We start from the raw sequence: 24,826 nt of genomic DNA, 5'->3' as shown, positions 1-24,826 counted from the left end.
ATGTATGACAGATCTTTTAAAAGGTCAGGCTGCCCTGGTAACAGGAGGTTCAAGGGGGATTGGCCGCAGCATTGCGCTGGGACTGGCTGCCGAAGGCGTCAATGTCGCGGTAAACTATTCAGGCAATGAAGCTGCTGCAGCGTCTGTGGTTGAGGAGATTCGCGCTTTAGGCGTGGAGGCTCTTGCGCTGAAGGGTAATGTGGGCCTTAGCGGCGAAGCCGACGAACTGGTCAAACAGGTGCTGGCTGCCTGGGGCCGAATTGACATCCTGGTAAACAATGCGGGGATTACGAGAGACAATCTGATCATGCGTATGAAAGAGGAAGAGTTCGATCAGGTGATCGAGACCAATCTGAAAGGCGTGTTTAACGGATTGAAAGCCGTGACCCGGCCGATGATGAAACAGCGTTACGGACGTATTATTAATATTTCTTCTGTCGTAGGAGCTCTTGGTAATGCGGGACAAGCCAACTATGTAGCCGCCAAAGCGGGTGTCATCGGATTGACGAAGTCTGCTGCGCGAGAACTGGCTTCCCGGGGCATCACCGTCAATGCGGTGGCGCCAGGTTTTATCGATACTGATATGACCCGGGATCTGCCTGAAGAGATGCGTCAAAAGCTGGTGAACGACATCCCGCTGGCCCGGCTGGGACAGCCCGAAGAGATTGCCTCGATCGTTGTTTTCTTGGCTTCCAAGGGCGCATCGTACATGACAGGACAAACCCTTCATGTCGATGGCGGGATGTATATGTAACACCGCCGCTAGTAATGATGGATAGAGAAGACGGGAACGTTTACGTTTTCAAAGGGCTTCTATGGTATTTTGAAGCCAGATCTCGTATAATCACTAAAGAGGAGGTGAGCCGGATGTCCGATGTATTGGAACGCGTGAAACGCATCGTTGTCGACCGCCTGGGTGCTGACGAAGCCGACGTAACACTGGAAGCATCTTTCAAAGATGACCTTGGTGCTGATTCTCTCGACGTAGTAGAATTAGTTATGGAGTTGGAAGATGAGTTTGATATGGAGATCTCTGATGAAGATGCAGAGAAAATTACGACCGTAGGTGAAGTTGTGAAGTACATACAATCTCATACCTAAGTCTTAAAGCTGAGTCCCGTACTTTTAATGAAAGGCGGGACTTCTCCTCATTCCAGGAAAACAGGTTTTTGTAAAGCATGAATATGAAAGATTATTACTGCCTGTTCTTGCATGACATGGACAGGCAGTCCATATAGAGGTGATTTTGTTTGAAGCAGAGAGTAGTTGTTACAGGTATGGGAGTTATGACCTCCCTGGGTAAAGATTTAGATACATTCTGGGACAGTCTGATGAACGGCAAGTCAGGCGTTTCCTTAATCGAAGCATTTGATGTAAGCGATTATCCAACCCGAATTGCAGCATCTGTGAAGGATTTTAATCCTGAGGATTACATGGACCGCAAGGAAGCCCGTAAAATGGACCGTTTTGTTCAGTTTGCCGTGGCAGCCGGATCCAAAGCGCTCGAAGACAGCGGTATTGTCATTGGGGAAAATGCGGAGGCTGAGCGTGTGGGCGTTTCCATCGGCTCTGGAATTGGCGGCCTGGGAACCTGGGAAGACCAGCATAATGTTCTGCTTCAGAAGGGTCCCAAACGGGTCAGCCCGTTCTTTATCCCGATGATGATTGCCAATATGGCGTCAGGACAGATGTCGATTAATCTGGGAGCGAAAGGGCCGAATACGACCCAGGTTACTGCGTGTGCAACAGGCACTCACTCCATCGGAGATTCCATGCGTATTATTCAGCGCGGCGATGCAGACGTGATGGTATGCGGTGGTGCAGAAGCCACGATCCGCCCGACCGGGATGGCAGGCTTCTGCTCCATGCGTGCGATGTCCACACGCAATGATGAGCCAGAGAAAGCGAGCCGGCCGTTTGACACCGGACGTGACGGTTTTATTATGGGTGAAGGTGCCGGCGTGCTGATTCTGGAATCACTGGAACATGCCGAGAAGCGTGGTGCCAAGATTTATGCTGAAGTGATCGGCTATGGATTGAGCGCAGACGCATTTCACATTACCGAACCGGATCCGGACGGTGCAGCACGCTGCATGAAGATGGCCATTCGTGACGCCGGGATTCAGCCGGAAGACGTCGATTATATTAATGCTCACGGAACATCGACGCCGGTAGGAGACCGTTCTGAGACGCTTGGCGTCAAGAAGGCACTGGGCGACCATGCCTATAAAGTTGCCGTCAGCTCCACCAAGTCCATGACAGGACATTTACTGGGTGCTGCCGGCGGAGTAGAGGCCTTGATCTGTGCGCTGACACTTCGTAATCAAACTATCGCTCCTACGATCAATTTGGAGAATCAGGATCCGGAGTGTGATCTGGATTATGTACCGAATGTTCCTAGGAAAGCGGATCTGGATATCGTGATGTCCAATTCATTTGGATTTGGAGGGCACAATGCCACCATTATCCTCAAAAAATACGGGAAGTAAGGGGACAGTGTGTTGAGTGGAGATCTGAAGCAGTTACAGCATAAACTCCATATCCGGTTTCGCAATGGTACGCTGCTGAAGCAGGCTTTTACCCACGCATCCTATGTGAACGAGCATCGGTTCAGCCAGAATCAGGACAATGAGCGGTTAGAGTTTTTGGGTGATGCCGTACTGGAGCTTACCGTCAGTGAGTTCTTGTACAATCAATATCCAGACCGCCCTGAAGGTGAGCTGACGAAGCTGCGCGCAGCGATTGTCTGCGAACCTTCTCTCGTCAAATTTGCCGAGAAGCTGGATTTTGGCCAGTATGTCCTTCTGGGGAAGGGTGAAGAAATGACGGGCGGAAGAACCCGCCCGGCTCTTCTCGCCGATGTGTTCGAATCTTTTGTGGGCGCGCTTTATCTTGATCAGGGTCTGGAGCCAGTTCGGTCTTTTTTGATTGAACATGTGTTTCCTTCAATCACTTTGAATGGACGGCCACAAATGAGCGACTATAAGACTGAGCTGCAGGAATTGACGCAGCATCACGGAATGGGAACACTGGAGTATCGCATTGTGGAAGAGCGGGGACCTGCGCATGAGCGGGAGTTTGTCTCCGAGGTGTATATGGGAAGCGAATGTCTTGGACGTGGAAGCGGGCGCTCCAAGAAGGAAGCAGAGCAGCAGGCTGCAGCAGTTGCGTTGAAGCAGATCAGACGATCTGAGTCCTAGAGGCAGCTCTGGCGGACAAACAAAGAGCAAAGATCAGTCAAACGGATAACCTGTACGCTGAGGCCACGACTGTTTTTTGCTCTTTTTCGTTGTCCAGGGTAAAGAGCTGTCAGCCCCTGGTATGGTACAATATTGTAGAGGTGATTTGGAAGTTATGTTTTTGAAACGGATTGAACTCGCAGGTTTCAAATCTTTCGCTGATAAGACAGAAATGGACTTTGTCCGGGGGATCACGGCGGTGGTTGGGCCGAACGGCAGCGGCAAGAGCAATATCTCTGACGGAATCCGCTGGGTTCTGGGAGAGCAGAGTGCCAAATCGCTCCGCGGCGGCAAGATGGAGGATATTATTTTCGCCGGCAGTGATGCCCGGAAAGCCGTGAATTTTGGTGAGGTATCGCTGACACTGGATAATGAAGACCATGTGCTTCCCCTGGATTTCAATGAAGTGACTGTCACAAGGCGCGTACACCGCAGCGGAGACAGTGAGTATTTTATTAACCGGCAGTCCTGCCGGCTGAGAGATATTACCGAACTGTTTATGGACACAGGTATCGGTAAAGAGGCCTATTCCATCATTGGACAAGGCCGGATTGAAGAAATTTTGAGCACACGCTCCGAGGACCGCAGGGGGATTTTTGAAGAAGCCTCAGGGATTGTGAAATATAAATCGCGCAAAAAAGAATCTGTCCGAAAATTGGACGAGACGGAACAAAATCTGCTCCGGATCCATGACCTGGTTTCCGAGCTGGAGGATCAGATTGGACCTTTGAAAGAGCAGTCAGAGAAAGCTTTAAAGTACAAAGAACTAAAAGAACAGCTGAAATCGAAAGAAATCTCACTGTATGTGTATCAAATTGAGCAAATTCACACTGCCTGGAGTGAAGCCAGCGAGAAGCTGGAAAAGCTGAAGGAAGAACAGCTTTCCTTATCAACGGTCGTGTCTGCCCATGATGCGAAACTCGAAAGTGACCGGCTTGCGCTTAAACAGCTGGAAGAAGAAGTAGAGCATATTCAGACACAGCTGCTTCAGTTCATTGAATCCTTTGAGAAAAATGAAGGGTTTGGCGAGCTGTTGAAGGAACGCCGCCGAAACCTGGAACGTTCCAAGGAACAGCTCGAAAGCAGTGTGGACAATGGGGATTCGCGCCTGAATGAACGTCAGGATGAGCTGGTCCGGATGGAAGACAAGCTGAAGCTTCTGCACCAGGAACTTGCACAGCTTCGGGATCAACTGTCGGCTGAGGAAGCGAAGCTGATTGGTGTGAACGGCGGGATCAGCCAGCAGCAGGAAGAAAGCCTGAAAGGCAATCTGCTGGAACTGATGAACAAAATGGCCCAGGCGCGCAATGAAATCCGGTATGCGGACCAGCAGCAGGAGGCGCTTGACCGCAGAATGAGCCGTGCTCAGGAGGAATCCGGCAAGTGGGATACTCAGAAAGAGGAGCTTTTGCGCCGGAAGGAAGACATTGAGCGCAAAGTCGAGCGGTGTGCGAAGGAGATCGCTGAGCTGAGAGGCGGGTATATTTCGGAAAGTGAGAAATACCAGTCTCTGCAAAAGCTTCTGGATGAAAGTCAGGGAGCGCACCGCAAATGGGAGCAGAAGCGAGAGGCGCAGATTGCTCGCCGGGACACGATGAAGGAAATGCAGGATGACTTTGACGGCTTTATGCTGGGTGTTAAGGAAGTGCTGAAGGCTTCGCGCAGATCCACTCTACAGGGTGTGCACGGTGCGGTTGCCGAATTGATTACCGTACCGGAGAAGCTGGAGGTTGCGATGGAAACGGCTCTGGGTGCTGCACAGCAGCACATTGTTATGGAGAATGAGACAGTCTCCAGACAAGCCATTTCATTTCTGAAGCAGCGGCAGCTCGGCCGGGCTACATTCCTTCCGCTGGATGTTATTCGACCGCGCCAGGTGTCTGCATCTGATCGTTCCCTCGCAGAAGGTGAGGCCGGGTTTGTAGGGTTTGGCTCTGAACTGGTGAAATACGACGAACGTTACAGCAGCATCGTGGGCAGTCTCCTCGGTAATGTCGTGATTTCAGAAACGCTGGAACAGGCGAACAAGATTGCCGCCCGGTTCCATTACCGTTTCCGTGTCGTTACCCTGGAGGGAGATGTGGTCAATGCAGGGGGCTCGATGACAGGCGGAAGCCATCATAAAAAGAGCAATAACCTGCTGGGACGCAAACGACAGCTTGATCAGCTGGACCAGGAAATCGACGAAACCGAAAAGCAGATTACCAAGCTGCGTCAAGGCATTGAAAAAGTCCGGGGTCAAATGACGGACTGCCAAAACAAGCTGGATCAGCTCCGTAAAGACGGGGATGATAGACGGATGGAGGAGCAGCAGGCTTCCAGTGACCGTAAGCAGCTGATGCATGAGCTGCGCCACGTCCTGGAACAGGCAGAACTGGCTGGGCAGGAAAAGTCAGGTCAGGAGCAGGAAGCGAAAGAAATTGCTGATGGCCGTGAACGGGCCGTGAAGCTGCTCTCTGAACTGGAGAATGAAGAAAAGGCAACCCATCAGGCGATCCAGGCCGCGGAGTTTGCACGCAAGGCAAACGAATCGGCGAAGGAAGAGCTGCAGGGAAATCTGACCTCTATGAAGGTCAGGGAAGGTAAACTGGATCAGGAAATATTCTCTTTGGAAGAACAGTTCAAGCGTCTTGATTCCGATGTAAGTAATCACGAGAAGGAGCATCGCCGAAACCGGGATATGCTGAAGTCCGTTCTAGCAGAACTGGAGCAGAATGCTATCGAAACTGTGAAGCAGACAGAGGATCTGAACCATTTCCGATTGAAAAAAGAAGAGGCGGCTCGCCAGCTTGAATTCAAGCGGGCTTCCCGTGCACAGCTCAGCCAAAAGCTGGAGCTTGCAGAGAATGAAACCCGGGTACAGCGCAACCAGCTGAAAATTGTGGAAGATGGGATGCGTCAAACCGAGATCGGCGTTAACCGGCTGGATGTGGAGCTGGAGAACATCCTCAAGAAGCTGAGTGAAGACTATGAGCTAAGCTACGAGCTGGCGAAACAGCGTTATGCCGTTCCTGAAGATATCCCGTCAGCCCAGAATGAGGTCCGTGATTTGAAACGCAGTATCACAGCTCTCGGTGATGTGAATCTTGGCGCGATTGAGGAATACCAGCGGGTGAATGAACGTTACACATTCCTTAGTGAGCAGAAAGAAGATCTGGTTGCAGCCAAGACTACCCTTTATCAGGTCATCAAAGAGATGGACGATGAAATGTCCAAACGTTTCAAGACGACTTTTGATGCCATTCGCAAAGAATTTGTGACCGTCTTCTCCAAGCTGTTTGGCGGAGGGCGAGCAGACCTGATTCTGATCGATCCGGATCGGCTGCTGGATACAGGAATTGATATCGTGGCCCAGCCGCCTGGGAAAAAACTCCAAAATCTTCAGCTGCTCTCCGGCGGTGAGCGGGCACTGACTGCCATGGCGCTTCTTTTCTCGATTCTTCAGGTCAAGCCGGTGCCGTTCTGTGTGCTGGATGAAGTGGAGGCGGCGCTGGATGAAGCGAATGTGGTCCGGTTTGCGCAGTATCTGCGTGAATTCTCGGAGCAAACGCAGTTCATCGTGGTTACCCACCGTAAAGGCACCATGGAAGAAGCCGATGTGCTGTACGGGGTCACGATGGAGGAAGGCGGCGTATCTAAGCTGGTTTCAGTAAAATTGGAGAATGAAGAAGCGGAGATCGCTTAAACATAAAGAGTATACACGGAGGGAACCTATGAGCTTTTTTAAACGATTGAAAGATAGTATTTCTACCAAAACCGAAAGTGTGACCAAACAGTTCCGTGACGGGCTGGAAAAAACACGTAAGGGCCTGGTTGAGAAGGTATCGGATTTGGTGATCCGCCGCAAAAAAATCGACGAGGAATTTTATGAGGAACTGGAAGAAATTCTGATCGGTGCAGATGTTGGCGTGAACACGGTGATGGATTTGATGGATGATCTGCGCTCAGAGGTCAAAAAACGCCGTATCGAGAATGCGGCAGACCTGCAGCCTGTTCTTTCAGAAAAATTGATGGGGCTGCTCCGCAGTGAAAGCAGCAATGAACTTCGGATGAACCCGGATGGCATCACTGTGATTTTATTTGTCGGCGTCAACGGTGTGGGCAAGACCACAACCATTGGCAAGCTGGCTCACAGATTTAAACAGGAAGGCAAAAAAGTGCTGCTCGCAGCAGGGGATACGTTTCGTGCCGGTGCCATTGAACAGCTGGAAGTCTGGGGTGACCGTGTCGGTGTCGAGGTCATTAAGCAGCAGGCTGGGTCCGATCCGGCAGCCGTCATGTACGATGCAGTACAGGCTGCAAAACAGCGCCGTGCCGATGTCCTGCTCTGCGATACAGCAGGCCGTCTTCAGAATAAAAGCAATCTGATGGATGAGCTGAATAAAATTTTCCGTGTCATCCAGCGTGAAATTCCTAGTGCGCCGCATGAAGTGCTGATGGTGCTTGATGCCACTACAGGCCAGAATGCACTGAGCCAAGCGAAGCTGTTTGGCGAGAAGAGCGGAGTTACAGGACTGGTGCTTACCAAGCTGGACGGAACCGCAAAGGGCGGTATCGTTATTGCGATCCGACAGGAGCTGGATCTGCCTGTGAAGCTGGTAGGACTCGGTGAAAAAATGGGTGATCTGCAGACCTTTGACTCCGAGCAGTTCGTTCACGCGCTTTTTGCAGGATTGATCAAGGAAGAAGAGCAGCAGGAAGAGACAACACAGGAATAACATGATGTCGATGTCAGTCTGAAATCTTAATTCATGAAAGGATTCTGGATATGGCAAATACGCATACTTATCCCCGGCGTGAGGAAATTGCAAATGCTGTTACTCACGGTATCGGAGTCGTACTGAGCACAGCAGCCTTAGTGCTGCTGATTGTGTTCTCCAGTCTGAAAGGAAATGTGTGGCACGTGGTCAGCTTTACGATCTACGGGACGACCATGCTGCTTTTATATCTCAATTCAACGCTCGTTCACAGCTTTAAAGAAGGAAAAGCAAAGGATGTTTTCGAATTTCTGGACCACTCTTCCATCTATTTATTTATCGCAGGAACATATACGCCATTTTTATTGGTAGCCATTCGAGGAACACTGGGATGGAGTTTGTTCGGCATCATTTGGGGAGTTGCGCTCGCCGGCTGTATATTTAAAGCTTTTTTTGTTAAGAAGTTTTTATTAATGTCGACGGTGTTTTATGTCGCTATGGGCTGGCTGATCGTCATTGCTTGGAGTCCGTTGAATGCAGTCGTTGCCCAAGAGGGGATGAACCTTTTGGTGGGCGGAGGTCTGCTGTATACGTTGGGAACCGTTTTTTATGTGTGGCGAGGCTTTCCGTATCATCATGCCATCTGGCATGTATTCGTTCTGGCCGGGAGTATACTGCATTTCTTTTCCGTGCTGCTGTATCTCCTTCCCATTAAGTGAAATCTAAATCTGTTATTTTTAAAAAAAGAAGGATGACAAGGATTATTGCTTGACATCCTTCTTTGTTTTTTGTATGATTAGGTTCGTCAAGTGAACTGTAAAGTGTTTACCCTTGACGAGGGGGTGCTTTTAATGAGTCAGACGGATCGGCTTGAGAAAACGAACCGGGTCAATTTGCTGTTTGATTTCTATGAGCCTCTGCTCACTGAGAAACAGCAGACGTTCTTGAAGCACTACTTTCATGAAGATTTCTCTCTAGGAGAGATTGCAGCGGAATTTCAAATCAGCCGTCAGGCGGTTTATGAGCACGTCAAGCGCGCAGAACAGGCTTTGGAGATTTATGAGGAGAAGCTGGGTCTGCTTGGCAAGCATGAGCAGCGGATGGCGATGATGGAACAGCTTATAAGCTTGACCGACAAGAGCGGCTTAAACCAAGATGAGAAGAAGGCCATGCGAGATTTGATGGACCAATTAATGATATAATGACAGTGTTCAATGAAATGAAAGGACGGAGGTGGGACATATGGCATTTGAGGGATTGACAAGCAGGCTTCAGAATGTGTTCAGCAAGCTGCGCGGTAAGGGCAAGGTATCCGAGGAGGATGTAACCGAAGCGATGCGCGAAGTAAGACTGGCTCTTCTGGAAGCTGATGTTAACTTCAAGGTGGTCAAAGAATTTGTCGCGAAGGTGAAAGAGAAAGCTATCGGCAAAGACGTAATGGACAGCTTTACACCGGGCATGGTTATTATCGATATTGTCAATAAGGAACTCACCGATCTGATGGGCGGCAGCCAATCCAAGCTTGCTAAGAGCAGCAAGCCGCCGACTGTGATTATGATGGCCGGGCTTCAGGGTGCTGGTAAGACAACAACAACCGGTAAGCTGGCCAAACTGCTTCAGAAGCAGAACAGCCGGCCCCTGCTTATCGCAGCCGACATCTACCGTCCGGCAGCTATCAAACAGCTTCAGGTGCTGGGCGAACAAATCAATGTACCGGTGTTTTCCCTTGGAGACCAGACCAGTCCTGTTGAAATTGCGAAACAAGGTCTGCAGCATGCCAAAGATAACCAACATGATTATGTGATTATTGATACCGCAGGTCGTCTGCATGTGGATGCCGAGCTGATGGAAGAACTGAAACAGATCCACAGCGAGACCAACCCGGATGAAGTGCTTCTGGTTGTAGATGCCATGACAGGTCAGGATGCCGTTAATGTGGCGGAAAGCTTTAATCAGCAGCTGGAATTGACTGGCGTTGTTCTGACAAAGCTTGATGGTGACACACGCGGCGGTGCCGCACTGTCCGTTAAGGCTGTCACAGGCTGTCCAATCAAGTTTGCCGCTCTGGGCGAGAAGATCGATGCGCTGGAGCCGTTCCATCCGGAGCGGATGGCATCCCGGATTTTAGGTATGGGGGATATGCTTTCCCTGATCGAGAAGGCTCAGTCCAATATCGATACAGAGAAAGCCAAGGAAATGGAACGTAAAATGCGAAATGCCGAGTTTACGTTCGAAGATTTCCTGGAACAGATGGATCAGGTCAAGAAGCTGGGACCCATCGATCAACTGATGGATATGATTCCGGGCATGGGTAAAATGAAGCAGACCAAGGATCTTAAAGTTGATGAGAAGCAGATGGGCCGGATCGAAGCGATCGTTCATTCGATGACTACACATGAGAAGCAGCAGCCGGACATCATTAATCACAACCGCCGCAAGCGGATTGCAGCCGGAAGTGGTACTTCGGTCGCAGAAGTCAACCGGCTGATCAAGCAATTTGATGAGATGCGCAGAGTGATGAAACAGTTTTCGGATATGATGGGTGGTCCAAAAGGCGGCAAGAACAAAGCAATGAAGCAGCTGAAGGGTCTGACCGGCGGCAAAGGCATGAAGTTTCCTTTCCGTTAAGGCATAAGGAGACATCCATCTATGACATTCTTTGAAGGAGGTGAAATTTTCAATGGCAGTACGTATTCGTCTGAAACGTATGGGTGCTCACAAAGCCCCTTTCTACCGCGTGGTTGTATCGGATTCCCGTTCCCCGCGTGACGGACGCTTTATCGAGGAAATCGGTTACTACAATCCGGTAACACAACCGGCTGAAGTTAAGATTGATGAAGAAAAAGCGCTGAAATGGCTCCAAAACGGTGCGCAAGCATCCGATACGGTCCGCAACCTGCTGAGCAAAGCAGGCGTTATGAAGGCATTCCATGAATCCAAGAACCAGAAATAAGTTGGATCGTGAGGGATATCTATGGAAGAATTAGTTCGCGTTATTGCTAAGGCTTTGGTGGATCATCCAGAAGATGTGACAGTTAAGACGGTCGATAAGGGAAATCTTGTGGTCTTTGAGTTAAGCGTACATCCCGATGATGTAGGCAAGGTCATTGGCAAACAGGGGCGTATCGCTAAATCCCTGCGTACCGTCGTCACATCGGCAGCCGTAAAAATGAACAAGCGGGTAACTGTGGACATCATTTCTTGAATATCAGAGAGCAGCGACATCTTAGAACCGACATGCTGATATTCAAGGGTTTTCACATGGACTATTTCTTAAAGATATACGAAAGGGGGTTAGGATGCATGTCCTAGCCCCTTTTCGTACATGCTGAAGAAATCATTTTATATTCTGGAACTTGAAATTGTGATTTACAGGAGGTTTGTATGACCCAGAAGCTGTTAACCGTAGGTAAAATCGTCAACACCCATGGCATCCGCGGTGAGATGAAGGTAGTTCCGTATTCGGATTTTGCAGAACAGCGATTTGCCAAAAACAGTCCGTTGTATATCGTTTCTTCAAAAGGCGGTGCTCCAATCCCGGTAACGGTGGAAGCATCCCGTCTGCATAAAAACATGTACATTATGAAGCTGAAGGAAGTCGGCGGCATCAACGAGGCGGAGAAATATAAAGAATATTTGCTGAAAATTGATGAGACGCTGCAGGAAGAACTTCCGGATAACGAATATTATTTCCATGAAATCATTGGCTGTCAAGTTGTAACAGATGACGAACCAGCCCAGGAGCTGGGCGTCATTAAAGAAATTTTGACACCAGGTGCGAATGATGTATGGGTCGTCAAGACACCGAAAGGAAAAGAAATTTTGCTCCCTTCCATTCCGGATGTGATATTAGACGTAGACAAGGTGAACAAGGTCGTTCGCGTTCATCTGATGGAAGGACTGCTGTAGGATGAAAGTCGATGTACTGACATTGTTCCCCGAAATGTTACATGGTGTGTTTCACAGCAGCATTCTGGGCAAAGCAGCTGACAAAGGAATTGTGTCCTTAAACGCGATCAATTTTCGCGATTATGCCGGAAACAAGCATAATCAGGTAGATGACACACCCTATGGCGGTGGCGGTGGAATGGTGCTGAAACCTGATCCGATCTTTAGAGCAGTGGAGGATATCCTGGAGAAGGACGGGATTTCGAATAATCCACATCCTGCTGGTGAACAGATACAGGGTGATTCAGCTGAGGCAGCAAAAGTGCCGCGTGTAATTTTGATGTGCCCTCAAGGCCAAACTTTTACACAAAAAAAGGCAGAGGAACTTTCCAAAGAAGACCATCTTATTTTCATCTGCGGCCACTATGAGGGATATGATGAGCGAATCCGGGAGTATCTGGTTACCGATGAGCTTTCAATTGGCGACTATGTGCTTACGGGTGGGGAACTTCCTGCAATGGTTGTGATCGATTCGGTTGTCCGTCTTCTCCCAGGGGTGCTGGGCAATGAAACTTCAGCAGTGACGGATTCTTTCAGTACCGGCTTGCTTGAATACCCTCACTATACACGACCCGCCGAATTTCGCGGCATGGGAGTGCCGGATATCCTGCTCAGTGGTCATCATGCCCGTATCGATGTCTGGCGGCGGGAACAGGCGTTAAAACGGACCTGGGAACGTCGGCCGGAGCTGCTGAAACAGCTGGAACTTACACGTAAAGATCAGGAGTTTCTGAATCGTCTTCAGAATGAAGCTAAATCGACGCAACCTTAAATAAAGATTGAGTAAACAGGGCCTGTTAAGCAGGCTCTTTTTTTGTATATTTTCTTTCCTGGTTTTAGTAAAGAGGCAGAACCGTCCAGGGCACTCATGAATATGGTGAAAATAGGCTTTTACCGTGAGCGGCAGCGAAAGCATGGTGACCAAGAGGTTGAAAGGAGCGCCAACAGGATGAATAAAAAAAGAAGACGCAAGCCCGGAATCAGCGGCATGGCCGCACTGCATTACCCCATCGGGAGGTATCAGACCGAAAAATTGATCACGCTGATTCATCAGCTGAGAACGAGTATCCGGAATTTGTTCGCGGTTCCGGAACAAGACAACTTGACACAGCTGAAATCCCAAATTCATGGGATTCATAATTTGGTGAATCGAATTCCAATCGGAGACGAAGAGAAGTCACTGTTTAAGGACGCTGTTCAGCAGTTAACTTCCATATCTGTGATCAGTCCCAAAGTATTGGGCGATATGTCAATCAGACTGAGGCTCTTTCTGGAACATATGCTTCCCCTTACCGTGCATCTGGAGATGAAAGACGCAGTCAGCGATGCGGTCGAAGACACCCTGCTCATTCTTCAAAAACCGGATGAGCTAAACTTGACGGTCAGCGCGATCTCTAAGGTGTCTGCAGAACCCCCGGAGCCGGTCACTGTTTCGGATGCTTATTCACCACTGGAGCAGCAGATTGTACATCTGGAGCAGAACATGAATCGTGGATTACAGGAAATTATAAGCGAGCTAAAGGAACTTCGTCTGGACATCAATTCATCACACAGTCAATTTTCAAACAGCGAAAATTCCAAAGCTGGGATGATGGACTGCTCTGTCGTAGAATCTGTAATTGAACCACAGATTATTATGGAACAAGAGGAAACAGCTGTGACGCATCTAATTACAGAGGAAGCGGTCCGTTTAGAGCATCTAGCAGCAGAAGAAGAAGTAGTAGAAGTAGAAGAAGCAAAAGCAGAAGCAGAAGGCATTGCAGCCGTTATTGAGGAAATTGATACTCAAGTAATACAAATCGCTGAAGTTCAAGATAATATGAGTGAGGGTACAGTGAAGCACGAAGCAGAGTCATCCAATGACACAGATCTAAAATCTGCAGAAAATGGAACGATTGGCGGTCACTTGATGTTCCATGTGAGTGACAGCAACCAGAGTTTGAAGGCTGCTGCAACAATCCAATTTTCTGAGATCAAACTGAATGGCATAGCATGCAACGGCGATGGATGTGTAAGCATAACAGAGGCAGGGTTCTATTATATTGATTGGCAGATTACCTTGATATCGGCAGAACCCACATCAGCACAATTTGCATTGGTTGTAAACGGGAATATAGAGAAGGGCAAAAGAGGGCAATACGCATCTCCAGCTCCTGATGTATATACGGGCAATGCTTTATTAAATCTTACCTCGGCCGAAACGATTGAACTGTATTGTATATCAGCTCCTCCGGAAGGATCCGTTTCCTTAAATAATGCACGAGTAACGATATATAAAATAGGATCCTAGCTGGATCAAGCGATCAAAAACATTTCTTTCCTAAAAAAGGTGTCAACATTTCTAGAATGGGTAATATACACATGTAGATGTTTGCACAACATTAGGAGGAACAGAAAATGAAAGACAAGACATTAATGAATGATCCTTATAAATCAGCTTCAGAAGAACAAAAGGATACTCCATTTCGCAGTGTGGATGATATCCTGGCCTATTACGGTAATTTACATGGTACAGATTATACGGTATCTGAAGAGACATCTGGATAATTTCACTAAGCTGAAAGCATTACAGATGAAAGGGAGCACCTGCTGCGCGTTATAAGTATAAACATATCCCTGTGGGGCGGTCTGTTAGACGGTCACATGGGGATTTTTACGTCTAAGACTGTTAAAAGAGAAATAAATCGGCTAAAATGAAATGCTAAAGAATAAGTAGATGAAAGAGGGGAAACTGCAGTATGGCTATTGATACAGTCCTGTGGAGCAGGCTGCTGACAGGTTTAACTTTAACCTTTCACGTTATTTTTGCCACGATTGGCGTAGGACTTCCGCTGATGATCGCTATTGCACATCTTGTCGGACTCCGAAAAAAGGACAAACATTATCTTCTAATGGCAAAACGATGGACAAGAGGTTTTATTATATCCGTGGCCGTAGGGGTGGTGACCGGAACAGCGATCGCCGTTCAACTCGCCATTGTATGGCCGAATTTTATGCAGCTCGCAGGAAACGTGATTGCACTCCCGCTGTTTATGGAAGTGTTTGCCTTTTTCTTTGAAGCCATTTTCCTTGGGATCTATTTGTACACCTGGGATCGGTTTCGAAACCCATACATACACTGGCTGCTTACCGTACCCGTCGTTCTGGGCGCTGCGATGTCAGCCTTCTTCATTACGTCTGTGAACGGATTTATGAACCAGCCTGAGGGATTTGTTCTGGAAGCGGGTGCCTTTACAGCGGTGAATCCGATCCAGGCCATGTTGAACACAGCGACGCCTTCCAAGGTATTCCATGTGCTGTCTTCGGCCTACTTAACCGGTGCGTCGCTGCTGGCAGGGATTGCAGCTTTCTCAATTCTGCGTAAAGGCGCTTCAGAGTACTCGAAAAAAGCGCTCAAGCTGATGATGGGTGCTGTCCTGCTGTTTGGCATTCTGACCGCCATCGCTGGTGATGTATCGGCAAAGTTTCTCGCCGCACATCAGCCAGAGAAACTGGCTGCCGCAGAGTGGCATTTTGAAACGGAAAGCGGAGCGGACCTCATTCTGCTTGGGTGGTTAAACGCGGAACGGGAGATCGTTGGCGCTCTGCACATTCCGAAAGCACTCAGCTTTCTTGCCTTTGGCGATTTCAATGCCGAGGTTACAGGATTGAACGAATTCCCGCCGGATGAACATCCGCCGCTGCTTGTCCATTATTTATTTGATCTTATGGCGGGGATTGGATTTACGCTTGTGGCATTATCTTTACTCTATTTTCTGTTTGTACTGTGGAAGAAACGAAATGAGTACAATCGCTGGCTGATGAGAGCGATCGTATGCAGTGCACCGCTTGCCTTTTTAGGAGTGGAGATGGGCTGGTTCTATGCTGAACTGGGACGTCAGCCATGGATGATCCGGGGTTACATGCGTGTGGAAGAAGCCGCCACGACTTCGCCAAGCGTACGCGTTCTGTTCTTCCTGTTCCTGCTGCTGTATATCGTGCTTGGCACATTATGCGTCTTCGTCTTGAGACGGATGTTCCTTCATAATCCGGCAGAGGCTGAGTTAGAGGAGGCAGCAAAGATAGAGGAACAATCAAGGAAAGAGGGTGAGCCGCGATGATCAGCTATGAGTTAATTGGAATCTCGGTGCTGTGGCTGTTTCTGTACGGCTATCTGATTGTAGCCTCAATTGATTTTGGAGCAGGCTTCTTTGCCTTCTATGCCAAGTTTACGAAAAAAGACCATCTGATTAATCGACTGATATCCCGATATTTATCGCCTGTGTGGGAAATTACAAACGTCTTTTTCGTCTTCTTCTTCGTTGGTATTATCGGTTTCTTTCCTGATACAGCATACTACTATGGTTCGTCACTGCTCGTTCCGGCAAGCATTGGCATCGTGCTTATTGCCATCCGCGGTTCCTTCTATGCGTTTGAGAACTATGGCTCGAAAGAGAATATTGTATTTCTGTTTCTCTACGGGGCGACAGGTCTCTTCATTCCAGCCTCCTTATCTGTTGCGCTGACGCTGTCCGAAGGCGGATTTATTATGGAAGAAAACGGTACAGTCTATCTGGAGTATATGAACCTGCTCACCAGTCCGCTGTCATGGAGCATCGTAGGGCTGGCGATCGTATCGGTACTGTTCATCAGTGGAGCATTCCTAACCTTCTATGCGGCTCGTGCTGATGATCAGCCGGCTGTTCAATTGCTGCGGACATATGCCTTGTTCTGGAGTACACCGACAATTATCGCTGCCTTTACGGCATTCATCTATTTAAGCCAGCATAATGAACGCCACTTTAATAACATGATGGATATGTGGTGGTTGCTTGCCCTCTCGGTCGGTTTCTTTATGATCGCGTTATGGCTTCTCTATAAAGGCCGCCGTTATGGCCTGGCTTTTATCAGTATCATGCTTCAGTTTGCCTGTGCGTTCTTTGCCTATGGCATTGGACAATATCCATATATTCTGGACCCGTATATTACGATCCAGGACGGAGCTACACATGAATCGATGGGAATTGCACTAGTAGCTGCGTTCATCGGCGGCCTGCTGCTGTTAATTCCGTCACTCATTCTCGTATTCCGGCTGTTCCTTTTTGATGCAGACTACGTAAGAGGTAAGCGGTAATTTTTTATATGAAGCTTATCCTATAAGGAGGAACATGGGAGTGAAGAGAAGAAAAGCAGGCCTTCTGTCGATGCTGATGTCCAGGCAAAGGAAATCTCTCGTCCTCCTTGCCGTGATATCACTTGCGCTTGGCGCGGCGATCACAGGTCAAGCTGCATTATTGGCCAAGGCTGTGCAGCGTATCTTCGTGGAAGGTGCTTCACTGTCTTCTGTGACGACAGTTGTCCTCGGTTTGCTGTCTGTGATGGCATCTCGGTCACTGCTCGTATACGGAAACGGAATGATCGGACTGAACATGGCCGCTGCAGCCAAGACGGAAATGCGGTCGCGTCTGCTGCGCGGATTGACGAGGTCATCCATGCCCGTCTCGCTGGGCGGCCAGACTGGCGGCAAGGTCAGTGTGGCTCTGGATGCCGTGGACGAAGCAGAACATTATTTCAGCCAATATTTGCCCAGGATGATGGAAGCTTCCGTCATCCCTCTCCTGGTTTTGGGAGTTGTTTTTTACCAGCATATGAATTCAGGGCTGATTATGTTAGTCACCGCCCCCTTTATTCCCTTGTTCATGATTCTGGTAGGACTAAGCACCCGGAAAAAATCAGAGGAAAAATTTGACCAGCTTGCTGCATTCTCCGGTACATTTCTGGATTCGCTTCAAGGTCTTGTGACATTGAAGCTGTTCGGCAGGAGCAGACAGCAGGAGAAGGAAATTGAGCGCAGCAGCCTTGCTTACAGGGATGCGACCATGGGGATCCTCCGCATTGCCTTCATAAATACGTTTGCGCTGGAATCCATCGTCATGCTGAGTATCGGAATTGTGGCATTGGAGCTGGCACTGCAGCTGGTTGTCTTCAAGACACTGTCGTTTTATACAGCTTTTCTGATCCTGCTGCTTGTACCAGAGTTCTATAATTTGCTGAAAAATACGGGTACCGCATTTCACGGAGGACGTACAAGCATGGGCGCGATCAGGACGGTGGAGGAGCTGCTTGAAAATACGGCTGGAGCAGGTACATTCAGCATAACACCATCTGACCAAGACTCTTCGGAGCGCAGAAGTGAGGATCAGGATACGGTTGACAAAAGTCGTCCTAAAGGAGAGTACGAATCCAAAACGTCTGACCTGGGGCCACTGCCGCCTTCCATGGAGTTAGAAAATCTGCGGTTCCGCTATGAGCAGAGTGGTTTTGAGCTGCATACCGGAACGGCTGGGATCAAAATCAAGCCCGGACAACATGTTGCGATTGTTGGCGCAAGCGGCTCAGGCAAGACAACACTGCTGCATCTGCTGTCCGGCCTGCTGAAGCCAGATAGTGGAACAATCACAGTAAACGGCCGTGAGCTTGGGGAGCTGGATGAGGCAGCATGGTTCCGCCACGTCGGTTACATCACCCAGCATCCCTATATTTTTGCCGGAACGTTCGCGGATAACATTGTCATTGGCGCTGGCCACTACGTCTCCAAAGAAGATATCATCAAGGCGGCTGAGGCAGCGGGGCTTGGCGGGCTTACAGAAGAGCTGGAACAGTCTTATGACACTGTTGTGGGAGAAGGAGGCAGAGGGCTGTCAGGCGGAGAAAAGCAGCGTCTGGCGCTGGCACGCGCATTTCTTAAGCGCCCTGCCGTCTTGCTGTTTGATGAGCCTACGGTCGGCCTGGACCTGCACACAGAACGGATTTTGCAGCGCTCGATTACCGAGCTGTCACGGGGTGTCACCATGATTACGGTAGCTCATCGTTTATATACCATCCGCCAGGCGGACATCATCTTCTTTATGGAGAAAGGTGTGTTGGTGGATACGGGAACGCACGAGGAGCTGCTTGACCGTTTACCGCAGTATGCCGAAATGGTTGATGTGCAGCGTAAGGGAGGGTGGTCATGAAGGAACTGGCTATTTTTACAAAAGCGATGATCCGGGAACGCCGGGACATTCTGCTGTCGATCCTCGGAGGCTTCGCTGCCGGCCTTGCCGGAGTAGGATTGTTTGCCGCCAGCGGATATCTTATAGCGCAGACTGTGTTTGCTCCTCCGCTGTATACCCTGATCATGCTGACCTCGCTGGTCAAAATTCTCGGTTTAGTGCGGGCGGCAAGCCGTTACGGTGAGCGGCTGTTTTCGCACAGGGCGACATTCTCACTGCTGGGGCGGCTGCGAACCGCCTTTTTCTCCAAACTTGTACCCTTGACGCCAGGTATTCTGAACCGGACACGCAGCGGAGAGCTGCTGGCGCGAATTGTCGGAGACGTGGAAAGTCTGCAGTTTTATTTTTTGCGGGTCGCTTATCCGCCTGTCATGGTTGTCATGGTGTTTTTGGCGACGATGCTGTTTACCGCTGCTTTTTCCATCTGGGCTGCACTACTGCTATTGGCTGGGATGCTGATGGCTGCTTTCGGTGTTCCAGCTCTGGTGATGATTGGACAGCGCCGGGTTCACGGAGCCGTGAAGCGGAAGCGGGCGGCATTCTCTACCGATGTCACAGAGATGCTCTTCGGCTTCCGTGATTTGAAGCTCTACGGCCGCTTGAACCAGCGAGAGGAGGAGCTTCAGCAGGTCTCTGCCGATCTGGCAGCCAGTCAGCGGGACGATGCCCTCAGGCTGCTTCGGGGACAAGCGCTGCATACATTTCTTACTTTCATCATTTCCTGGGGAATGCTGGTACTCGGCGCCTACCTGATCGTAAACGGCTCACTCTCTGGCGTCTTTCTCGCCATGCTCGTCATGGTATCCAACACGGTATTCGAGGAAGCAGCACCTATGGCCACACTGCCAGCCTACAAGCAGGACAGTGAATATGCTGCTAAACGGCTTACGGATACGGTGCTTTCTGCGGAAAAACAGCAGCCTGAGCTTCCGGCAAACCGCCGTTCGATCGATGATGAGGCGGTGTCGGTAAGCTTTGACGAAGTTTGTTTTCAATATGATGATGAATGGCGGCCAGCGCTGCAGGATATTTCACTCCATTTGCCGGCCGGCTCCAAGACGGCGATTGTGGGACCGAGCGGGTCAGGAAAGACGAGCCTATTCGAACTGCTGCTGAAGCTGCGTAAGCCAAACAGGGGTGAAATTCGCCTGAATGATATTCCTCTTCAAGAGCTGGAAGAAGAACATGTGTGGAGCAAATGTAATACCGTGCTGCAGCATGGCCATTTCTTTCGCGGTACCATTCGTGATAATTTGCTGACAGAACAAACGTGTTTTGAAGATGAAGAGCTGAGCTTTGTTCTGGATCAAGTGCAGCTTAAAGATAAAAAGCTGAATGATCATGTCCTGGAAAAGGGCGAGAATTTATCGGACGGAGAGAAGCAGCGCCTTGCGCTGGCACGCGCTGTTCTCCATGGCGGCAGGCTGTGGCTGCTGGATGAGCCCACTTCCTCGCTTGACTACATCACAGAGCGCAAGGTTTTGCGTTATGTACTGGATCAGGCGGCGGGCGATACACTGCTTCTGATCAGCCATCGTCTGGCAGGACTTGAGCATATGGACCGGATCATCGTGATTGAGCAGGGCCGGATTGTCGAGAGCGGTACTTATGAGGAGCTCGTGGCCTTGAAGGGTTATTTTTATGAATTGAAAGAAATTGAGTTACAAATGTTTGAAGCTTCGAATAAATGATTTCCTTGATTTCATGCATAGAACGTGGTAAAATTTCTTTTGTTGTGAATACGGTGGTCCGCTGCGGATAATGATGGAGAACAAGAAGGTTTTCCGGAAGAGGCAAGAACGCCTGTGTGAGAGGAGGGAGTCCTAGATGAATATCGTACAAGCGATTACTCAAGAACAGCTTCGCAGTGATATTCCGAGCTTTCGTCCTGGCGACACTTTAAAAGTGCACGTTAAGGTTATCGAGGGAACTCGTGAGCGTATCCAGTTGTTCGAAGGTGTAGTTATTAAACGTCGCGGTGGCGGAATCAGTGAGACTTTTACAGTTCGTAAAGTGTCTTACGGTGTTGGTGTGGAAAGAACTTTTCCAATCAATTCGCCTAAACTCGAGAAAATCGAAGTGGCTCGCCGTGGTAAAGTGCGTCGTGCGAAGCTTTATTATCTTCGTGAACTGCGCGGTAAAGCAGCGAGAATTAAAGAAATTCGTCGTTAATCATATGACGGTAAAAAAGGGGCTTGTGGATTTATACAAGTCCCTTTTGTATATCCAAAAAAAGAATGTTTGGTTTTTCACATGATATGCAGTGAGACATCACGGCAGAGAGGACGGTGAATGATGCAGCAGGATTCTCATGAAGAAGTCCATCCCCATGAGGGAGACAAACCGGCGAAGAAGAAAAAGAACGAACTGGTCGAATGGCTGAAAGCTCTTCTTATTGCATTGATTCTCGTCGTTCTCATCCGCTGGCTTTTGTTTAAGCCTTTTATTGTCCAGGGGCCGTCGATGCAGCCCAATTTTGTAACAGGACAGAAGCTGATTGTGAATGAGATTTTGTATGATATCCGCAAGCCGGAACGGGGCGAGGTGGTTGTGTTCCATGTTCCTTCTGAAGGAAGAGATTTTATTAAACGTGTAATTGCTGTAGCAGGTGATACGGTGAAGGTCGAAGGCGACCAGGTCATTGTGAATGGAAAACCGGTGGACGAAGCATACATACAAGAAGCCATTGACCAGGCACATGAGAACGGAAGACTGTACAATCCGGGTACAAATTTCCCGAACGAGTATGTACCGGAGGACACCGTACCGGAAGGACATATTTTTGTTCTTGGCGATAACCGTTCCAACAGTACAGACAGCCGCATGATCGGCTATGTACCGCTCGAGGATATCATCGGACGGGCGGACGTAATCTTCTGGCCGATTAAGGATATTGGATTTATAGACAACTAGATGGAAACAATACGATGAACAGTATAGCAAGGATTGTGAGGTGACGAGCGCTTGACGATACAATGGTTTCCGGGACATATGACAAAAGCACGCCGTCAGATTCAAGAAAAGCTAAAATTGATTGATGCGGTTATCGAATTGATCGATGCCAGACTTCCGCTTTCCAGCCGAAATCCGATGGTCGACGAGATTTTGTCGGGTAAGCCCCGGCTGATCCTTATGAACAAGGCCGATTTGGCTGATCCGGAAGTGACGCGGCAATGGATCAATTATTTTAAGGAACAGGGCAGTCCTGCCTTTCCGATCGATTCCGCAACAGGTACAGGTGTGAAAGAAATTTCAGGTCAGGTTAAGCTGCTCCTGAAAGAGAAAATCGACAGACAGCTGTCTAAAGGAATTAATCCGCGCGCGATGCGTGTATTGATTGTAGGAATTCCGAATGTGGGCAAATCCACGCTGATTAACCGTCTGGCCGGACGAAGCATAGCCGCTACAGGCGACCGCCCGGGCGTAACGAAGGGTCAGCAATGGATCAAGGTTGCCGGGGGCGAGATGGAGCTGCTGGATACACCAGGAATTTTGTGGCCCAAGTTTGAGGATCAGAATGTAGGCTACCGGCTGGCAGTCACTGGAGCGATCAAAGAAGAAATTTTAAATGTGGAAGATATCGCGTTTTTTGCGGTTAAATATTTATCAAGGTACTATTGGGAGCCGATGAGTGAAAGATTTGAATTAAAAAAGCGTCCTGAAGACTTTGAAAACCCGGATGAAATCGTTGCGGTTATGGAAGAAATCGGCCGTAAGCGGGGATGCATCGTAAGCGGGGGACGCGTGGACCTGGAGAAGGCCTCCGGTATTCTTTTAAGAGAACTGCGGGCAGGGAAAATGGGCCGTTTCTCCATGGAAGCGCCGTACTAAAAGGCAGAACAACTGTAAAGCAGCCATATACCGTTTGAAATAACGGGACCTGGGCTGCTTTTTTAATTTGTGCAAAGGTTGATGAACAGGCAAGATGAATGATTTTGGAGGGTCTCCAGTTAATTTTTCAGCAAACCTGTGATACTCTATTAGAATACGAAATGATAGATATGCATTTTGGATCATCATGGATATACAGGAGCTGGAGATGTCATGAACATAGATAATGCAAAGCCGCCGATCGTACCCGATTTATTAGCCTACGAACGTGAGTATTGGGATCGTTATGTACATATTGCAGGAATAGATGAAGTGGGACGGGGGTGCCTGTTCGGTGATGTGGTGGCTGCAGCAGTTATTCTGCCGCAGGAACTGGTTATCGAAGGCATTAACGATTCCAAGAAATTAAGTGCCAAGAAGAGAGATGCTTTGTATGAGCTTATTATGGATAAAGCTCTGGCTGTCGGAGTAGGCCGTGTTGATGCGCAAACCATAGACCAGATTAATATTAAACAGGCCGCAAGAAAAGCCATGCGCATTGCGATGGATGGACTCATGGTGAAACCGGACTTCTTACTGGTCGATGCTGAAAAAGTAGAGTGTGATATTCCGCAGCTTGCGATTATTAAAGGGGATGCCAACAGTCAATCGATCGCTGCGGCTTCGATTGTCGCTAAAGTGGTTCGAGATCGTCTGTGTGAGAATGAATGGAATCAGCTTTATCCGCAATACGGTATTTCGATTCACAAGGGCTATGCGACCAAGCATCACAGGGAACAACTGCAGCTTCATGGACCAACGGCGATGCACCGCCGCAGCTTTCTTAAAAATATGGAGACGGTACAGCTCTCCTTGTTCTAAAAAATACAGCAGCCCGCCCTTCGGAAAAGGCGGGCTGCTGCCGATATAGTAGAAAAAGAAACGTTTGGGGGAAGAGGCGTGAACATCGGATCAATGATTCGTGGATTGCTGGGAGAATCCAAGCCTGCGGAAGTCAAAGCCCTGGAAATGAAGCCTGGTCAGGTCGTTCGCGGCTTGATTATCAATGTATCGGAAGACGGACAGGAAGCGACGGTCCAAATTCAGGGCGTTCACGTAAAGGCCAAGCTGGAAGCGTCTCTGCGACCTGGTGAAACAGCACTTCTCCAGGTGCAGCCGCCCGGTGAAGACGGTGCCGTCATCCTGAAGCCTGTGACACAGGGGCAGGGTACGGTGATGTCTGGATCTTCTTTGGCAGATATGCTCAAATCTTCCGGCCTGCCCGATTCTCCGGAAATACGTGAGATTGTAAAGGGAATTCAGAATGCGGGTGTACCGCTCACAAAGGAGAATATTTCGGTTTTCAAAGAAGTGCTTGCGATGAAGCCGCTGCAGATTCCCGCAGGGGAGTGGGCGGAATCAGCCGCCATCGCGTTTCAGCGGGGGCTCCCTGTGTCGCTGCAGAGTGTAAAAGGACTGCACCAGGCCGTATTTGGCCCACCGTTACATCAGCTTCTGCAGACTCTTGAGCATCAGCTGGATGTAACGGTTCAAATACAGAACCAGCGGGGAGCGGGAACGGCTGCAGGGGATGGAGTGGGTGCAGCAGGCATTGCATCTGCAGCGGATGGGCGGTATTCTACGCAAGGGTTACCTCAAAATCCTTCAGCGGCACAAGCGGGTGGCCAGGCCGTAGTTTCGACAGCGGCCGGAAACACGGCAGATGGAGCAGCAGGCATGCCTGGCACATCAGGTGCTCAGGCAGATGTGCCGGAAGCGGAGCTGCATGCTGCGCTCCGCAGCGGCACGGCGGCGGCACCAGCGGGACCGCCGCCGGCTGCGGCCCTGCTGGCAAAGCTGCAGGGCTTGATGCACCAGCTGCGCAATGAGCTCGCGCAGCCTTGGGCCGGCGGCACTGCGCAGCCGGCTCAGGGGCCGCCCTCCCACGAGGCAGAGCCGTGGGTGGGGCGGGTGCTTAAGCTGCTCGGTGCGGAGCACGAGCAGCAGGCGCTGCGCGGGAGCGGAGCGGGCGCTCCCGCAGCAGCAGGCGCAAGCGCCGCCGCAGGCGCAGGCCCCGCCGCGGGCGCAAACGCCGCCG

23 protein-coding genes and 1 pseudogene are annotated in these 24,826 nt (G+C 49.6%); all 24 read left to right on the top strand.

Annotation, left to right across the window (positions count from 1 at the left end):
• Window positions 1-4: 4 nt before the first annotated feature.
• Window positions 5-754 (top strand): 3-oxoacyl-[acyl-carrier-protein] reductase, encoded by a 750-nt coding sequence (gene fabG / locus HII30_RS11950; protein ID WP_169505275.1) that lies wholly within the window; start codon window positions 5-7, stop codon window positions 752-754.
• Between the two features lie 113 nt (window positions 755-867).
• On the top strand, window positions 868-1,101 hold the full coding sequence (acpP, locus tag HII30_RS11945) for an acyl carrier protein (protein WP_046677908.1): 234 nt from the start codon (window positions 868-870) through the stop codon (window positions 1,099-1,101).
• Between the two features lie 149 nt (window positions 1,102-1,250).
• Window positions 1,251-2,489 (top strand): beta-ketoacyl-ACP synthase II, encoded by a 1,239-nt coding sequence (fabF, locus tag HII30_RS11940; protein WP_169505274.1) that lies wholly within the window; start codon window positions 1,251-1,253, stop codon window positions 2,487-2,489.
• A 12-nt stretch (window positions 2,490-2,501) separates the two neighbouring features.
• Window positions 2,502-3,200 carry a ribonuclease III gene (rnc, locus tag HII30_RS11935; protein WP_169505273.1) on the top strand — a complete coding sequence of 233 codons (699 nt, stop codon included), beginning with the start codon at window positions 2,502-2,504 and terminating at the stop codon, window positions 3,198-3,200.
• Window positions 3,201-3,354: 154 nt separating this feature from the next.
• Complete coding sequence (smc, locus tag HII30_RS11930) at window positions 3,355-6,924, top strand: chromosome segregation protein SMC (protein WP_169505386.1); 3,570 nt, start codon at window positions 3,355-3,357, stop codon at window positions 6,922-6,924.
• Between the two features lie 28 nt (window positions 6,925-6,952).
• Window positions 6,953-7,957, top strand: coding sequence for a signal recognition particle-docking protein FtsY (ftsY, locus tag HII30_RS11925; protein WP_211184562.1), 1,005 nt, complete (start codon window positions 6,953-6,955; stop codon window positions 7,955-7,957).
• 50 nt (window positions 7,958-8,007) lie between these two features.
• Complete coding sequence (trhA, locus tag HII30_RS11920; protein WP_169505271.1) at window positions 8,008-8,655, top strand: PAQR family membrane homeostasis protein TrhA; 648 nt, start codon at window positions 8,008-8,010, stop codon at window positions 8,653-8,655.
• Between the two features lie 132 nt (window positions 8,656-8,787).
• Complete coding sequence (gene ylxM, locus HII30_RS11915; protein WP_169505270.1) at window positions 8,788-9,138, top strand: YlxM family DNA-binding protein; 351 nt, start codon at window positions 8,788-8,790, stop codon at window positions 9,136-9,138.
• Between the two features lie 40 nt (window positions 9,139-9,178).
• Complete coding sequence (ffh, locus tag HII30_RS11910; RefSeq protein WP_169505269.1) at window positions 9,179-10,564, top strand: signal recognition particle protein; 1,386 nt, start codon at window positions 9,179-9,181, stop codon at window positions 10,562-10,564.
• 52 nt (window positions 10,565-10,616) lie between these two features.
• Window positions 10,617-10,889, top strand: a complete 273-nt coding sequence (gene rpsP / locus HII30_RS11905) for a 30S ribosomal protein S16 (protein WP_169505268.1) — start codon at window positions 10,617-10,619, stop codon at window positions 10,887-10,889.
• A gap of 21 nt (window positions 10,890-10,910) precedes the next feature.
• On the top strand, window positions 10,911-11,141 hold the full coding sequence (locus tag HII30_RS11900; RefSeq protein ID WP_169505267.1) for a KH domain-containing protein: 231 nt from the start codon (window positions 10,911-10,913) through the stop codon (window positions 11,139-11,141).
• Window positions 11,142-11,320: 179 nt separating this feature from the next.
• Window positions 11,321-11,845, top strand: a complete 525-nt coding sequence (gene rimM, locus HII30_RS11895; protein WP_169505266.1) for a ribosome maturation factor RimM — start codon at window positions 11,321-11,323, stop codon at window positions 11,843-11,845.
• 1 nt (window position 11,846) lies between these two features.
• The gene (trmD, locus tag HII30_RS11890) at window positions 11,847-12,656 is read left to right on the top strand and encodes a tRNA (guanosine(37)-N1)-methyltransferase TrmD (protein WP_169505265.1); all 810 of its coding nucleotides are present in this window, start codon (window positions 11,847-11,849) and stop codon (window positions 12,654-12,656) included.
• 177 nt (window positions 12,657-12,833) lie between these two features.
• Window positions 12,834-14,174: a collagen-like repeat preface domain-containing protein gene (locus tag HII30_RS11885; RefSeq protein ID WP_169505264.1), complete on the top strand. Its 1,341-nt coding sequence runs from the start codon at window positions 12,834-12,836 to the stop codon at window positions 14,172-14,174.
• A gap of 107 nt (window positions 14,175-14,281) precedes the next feature.
• Window positions 14,282-14,431 carry a hypothetical protein gene (locus tag HII30_RS11880; protein WP_169505263.1) on the top strand — a complete coding sequence of 50 codons (150 nt, stop codon included), beginning with the start codon at window positions 14,282-14,284 and terminating at the stop codon, window positions 14,429-14,431.
• A 191-nt stretch (window positions 14,432-14,622) separates the two neighbouring features.
• On the top strand, window positions 14,623-15,984 hold the full coding sequence (locus tag HII30_RS11875) for a cytochrome ubiquinol oxidase subunit I (RefSeq protein ID WP_169505262.1): 1,362 nt from the start codon (window positions 14,623-14,625) through the stop codon (window positions 15,982-15,984).
• On the top strand, window positions 15,981-16,997 hold the full coding sequence (locus HII30_RS11870; protein WP_169505261.1) for a cytochrome d ubiquinol oxidase subunit II: 1,017 nt from the start codon (window positions 15,981-15,983) through the stop codon (window positions 16,995-16,997). Before HII30_RS11875 ends, HII30_RS11870 begins: the two co-directional genes overlap by 4 nt.
• Before the next feature lie 34 nt (window positions 16,998-17,031).
• Window positions 17,032-18,879 (top strand): thiol reductant ABC exporter subunit CydD, encoded by a 1,848-nt coding sequence (gene cydD / locus HII30_RS11865; protein ID WP_169505260.1) that lies wholly within the window; start codon window positions 17,032-17,034, stop codon window positions 18,877-18,879.
• The gene (gene cydC / locus HII30_RS11860; protein WP_169505259.1) at window positions 18,876-20,609 is read left to right on the top strand and encodes a thiol reductant ABC exporter subunit CydC; all 1,734 of its coding nucleotides are present in this window, start codon (window positions 18,876-18,878) and stop codon (window positions 20,607-20,609) included. Before cydD ends, cydC begins: the two co-directional genes overlap by 4 nt.
• 136 nt (window positions 20,610-20,745) lie before the next feature.
• Entirely contained in the window at window positions 20,746-21,090 is a 345-nt protein-coding gene (gene rplS / locus HII30_RS11855) for a 50S ribosomal protein L19 (protein WP_169505258.1), read from the top strand.
• 123 nt (window positions 21,091-21,213) lie between these two features.
• Window positions 21,214-21,831, top strand: coding sequence for a signal peptidase I (lepB, locus tag HII30_RS11850; RefSeq protein ID WP_169505385.1), 618 nt, complete (start codon window positions 21,214-21,216; stop codon window positions 21,829-21,831).
• A 51-nt stretch (window positions 21,832-21,882) separates the two neighbouring features.
• Entirely contained in the window at window positions 21,883-22,749 is an 867-nt protein-coding gene (ylqF, locus tag HII30_RS11845; protein ID WP_169505257.1) for a ribosome biogenesis GTPase YlqF, read from the top strand.
• Window positions 22,750-22,962: 213 nt separating this feature from the next.
• Complete coding sequence (locus HII30_RS11840; RefSeq protein WP_169505256.1) at window positions 22,963-23,610, top strand: ribonuclease HII; 648 nt, start codon at window positions 22,963-22,965, stop codon at window positions 23,608-23,610.
• A 78-nt stretch (window positions 23,611-23,688) separates the two neighbouring features.
• A pseudogene (locus tag HII30_RS11835) lies at window positions 23,689-24,826 on the top strand (flagellar hook-length control protein FliK); the annotation flags it as partial.

The sequence above is a fragment of the Paenibacillus lemnae genome, assembly GCF_012933385.1.
Classification (GTDB): domain Bacteria; phylum Bacillota; class Bacilli; order Paenibacillales; family Paenibacillaceae; genus Paenibacillus_AQ; species Paenibacillus_AQ lemnae.
Note: the sequence above shows the minus strand (reverse complement) of the source record. Positions and strands in the feature narration are given on the sequence as shown.

What these genes read in the sequence shown, in the direction of transcription:
- HII30_RS11875 (WP_169505262.1), top strand. Translation starts at nt 14,623, where the DNA reads ATGGCTATTGATACAGTCCTGTGGAGCAGGCTGCTGACAGGTTTAACT.
- HII30_RS11900 (WP_169505267.1), top strand. Translation starts at nt 10,911, where the DNA reads ATGGAAGAATTAGTTCGCGTTATTGCTAAGGCTTTGGTGGATCATCCA.
- ftsY (WP_211184562.1), top strand. Translation starts at nt 6,953, where the DNA reads ATGAGCTTTTTTAAACGATTGAAAGATAGTATTTCTACCAAAACCGAA.
- ffh (WP_169505269.1), top strand. Translation starts at nt 9,179, where the DNA reads ATGGCATTTGAGGGATTGACAAGCAGGCTTCAGAATGTGTTCAGCAAG.
- lepB (WP_169505385.1), top strand. Translation starts at nt 21,214, where the DNA reads ATGCAGCAGGATTCTCATGAAGAAGTCCATCCCCATGAGGGAGACAAA.
- ylxM (WP_169505270.1), top strand. Translation starts at nt 8,788, where the DNA reads ATGAGTCAGACGGATCGGCTTGAGAAAACGAACCGGGTCAATTTGCTG.
- fabG (WP_169505275.1), top strand. Translation starts at nt 5, where the DNA reads ATGACAGATCTTTTAAAAGGTCAGGCTGCCCTGGTAACAGGAGGTTCA.
- HII30_RS11885 (WP_169505264.1), top strand. Translation starts at nt 12,834, where the DNA reads ATGAATAAAAAAAGAAGACGCAAGCCCGGAATCAGCGGCATGGCCGCA.
- rimM (WP_169505266.1), top strand. Translation starts at nt 11,321, where the DNA reads ATGACCCAGAAGCTGTTAACCGTAGGTAAAATCGTCAACACCCATGGC.
- rpsP (WP_169505268.1), top strand. Translation starts at nt 10,617, where the DNA reads ATGGCAGTACGTATTCGTCTGAAACGTATGGGTGCTCACAAAGCCCCT.
- trmD (WP_169505265.1), top strand. Translation starts at nt 11,847, where the DNA reads ATGAAAGTCGATGTACTGACATTGTTCCCCGAAATGTTACATGGTGTG.
- HII30_RS11870 (WP_169505261.1), top strand. Translation starts at nt 15,981, where the DNA reads ATGATCAGCTATGAGTTAATTGGAATCTCGGTGCTGTGGCTGTTTCTG.
- acpP (WP_046677908.1), top strand. Translation starts at nt 868, where the DNA reads ATGTCCGATGTATTGGAACGCGTGAAACGCATCGTTGTCGACCGCCTG.
- smc (WP_169505386.1), top strand. Translation starts at nt 3,355, where the DNA reads ATGTTTTTGAAACGGATTGAACTCGCAGGTTTCAAATCTTTCGCTGAT.
- cydD (WP_169505260.1), top strand. Translation starts at nt 17,032, where the DNA reads ATGGGAGTGAAGAGAAGAAAAGCAGGCCTTCTGTCGATGCTGATGTCC.
- cydC (WP_169505259.1), top strand. Translation starts at nt 18,876, where the DNA reads ATGAAGGAACTGGCTATTTTTACAAAAGCGATGATCCGGGAACGCCGG.
- rplS (WP_169505258.1), top strand. Translation starts at nt 20,746, where the DNA reads ATGAATATCGTACAAGCGATTACTCAAGAACAGCTTCGCAGTGATATT.
- HII30_RS11840 (WP_169505256.1), top strand. Translation starts at nt 22,963, where the DNA reads ATGAACATAGATAATGCAAAGCCGCCGATCGTACCCGATTTATTAGCC.
- trhA (WP_169505271.1), top strand. Translation starts at nt 8,008, where the DNA reads ATGGCAAATACGCATACTTATCCCCGGCGTGAGGAAATTGCAAATGCT.
- HII30_RS11880 (WP_169505263.1), top strand. Translation starts at nt 14,282, where the DNA reads ATGAAAGACAAGACATTAATGAATGATCCTTATAAATCAGCTTCAGAA.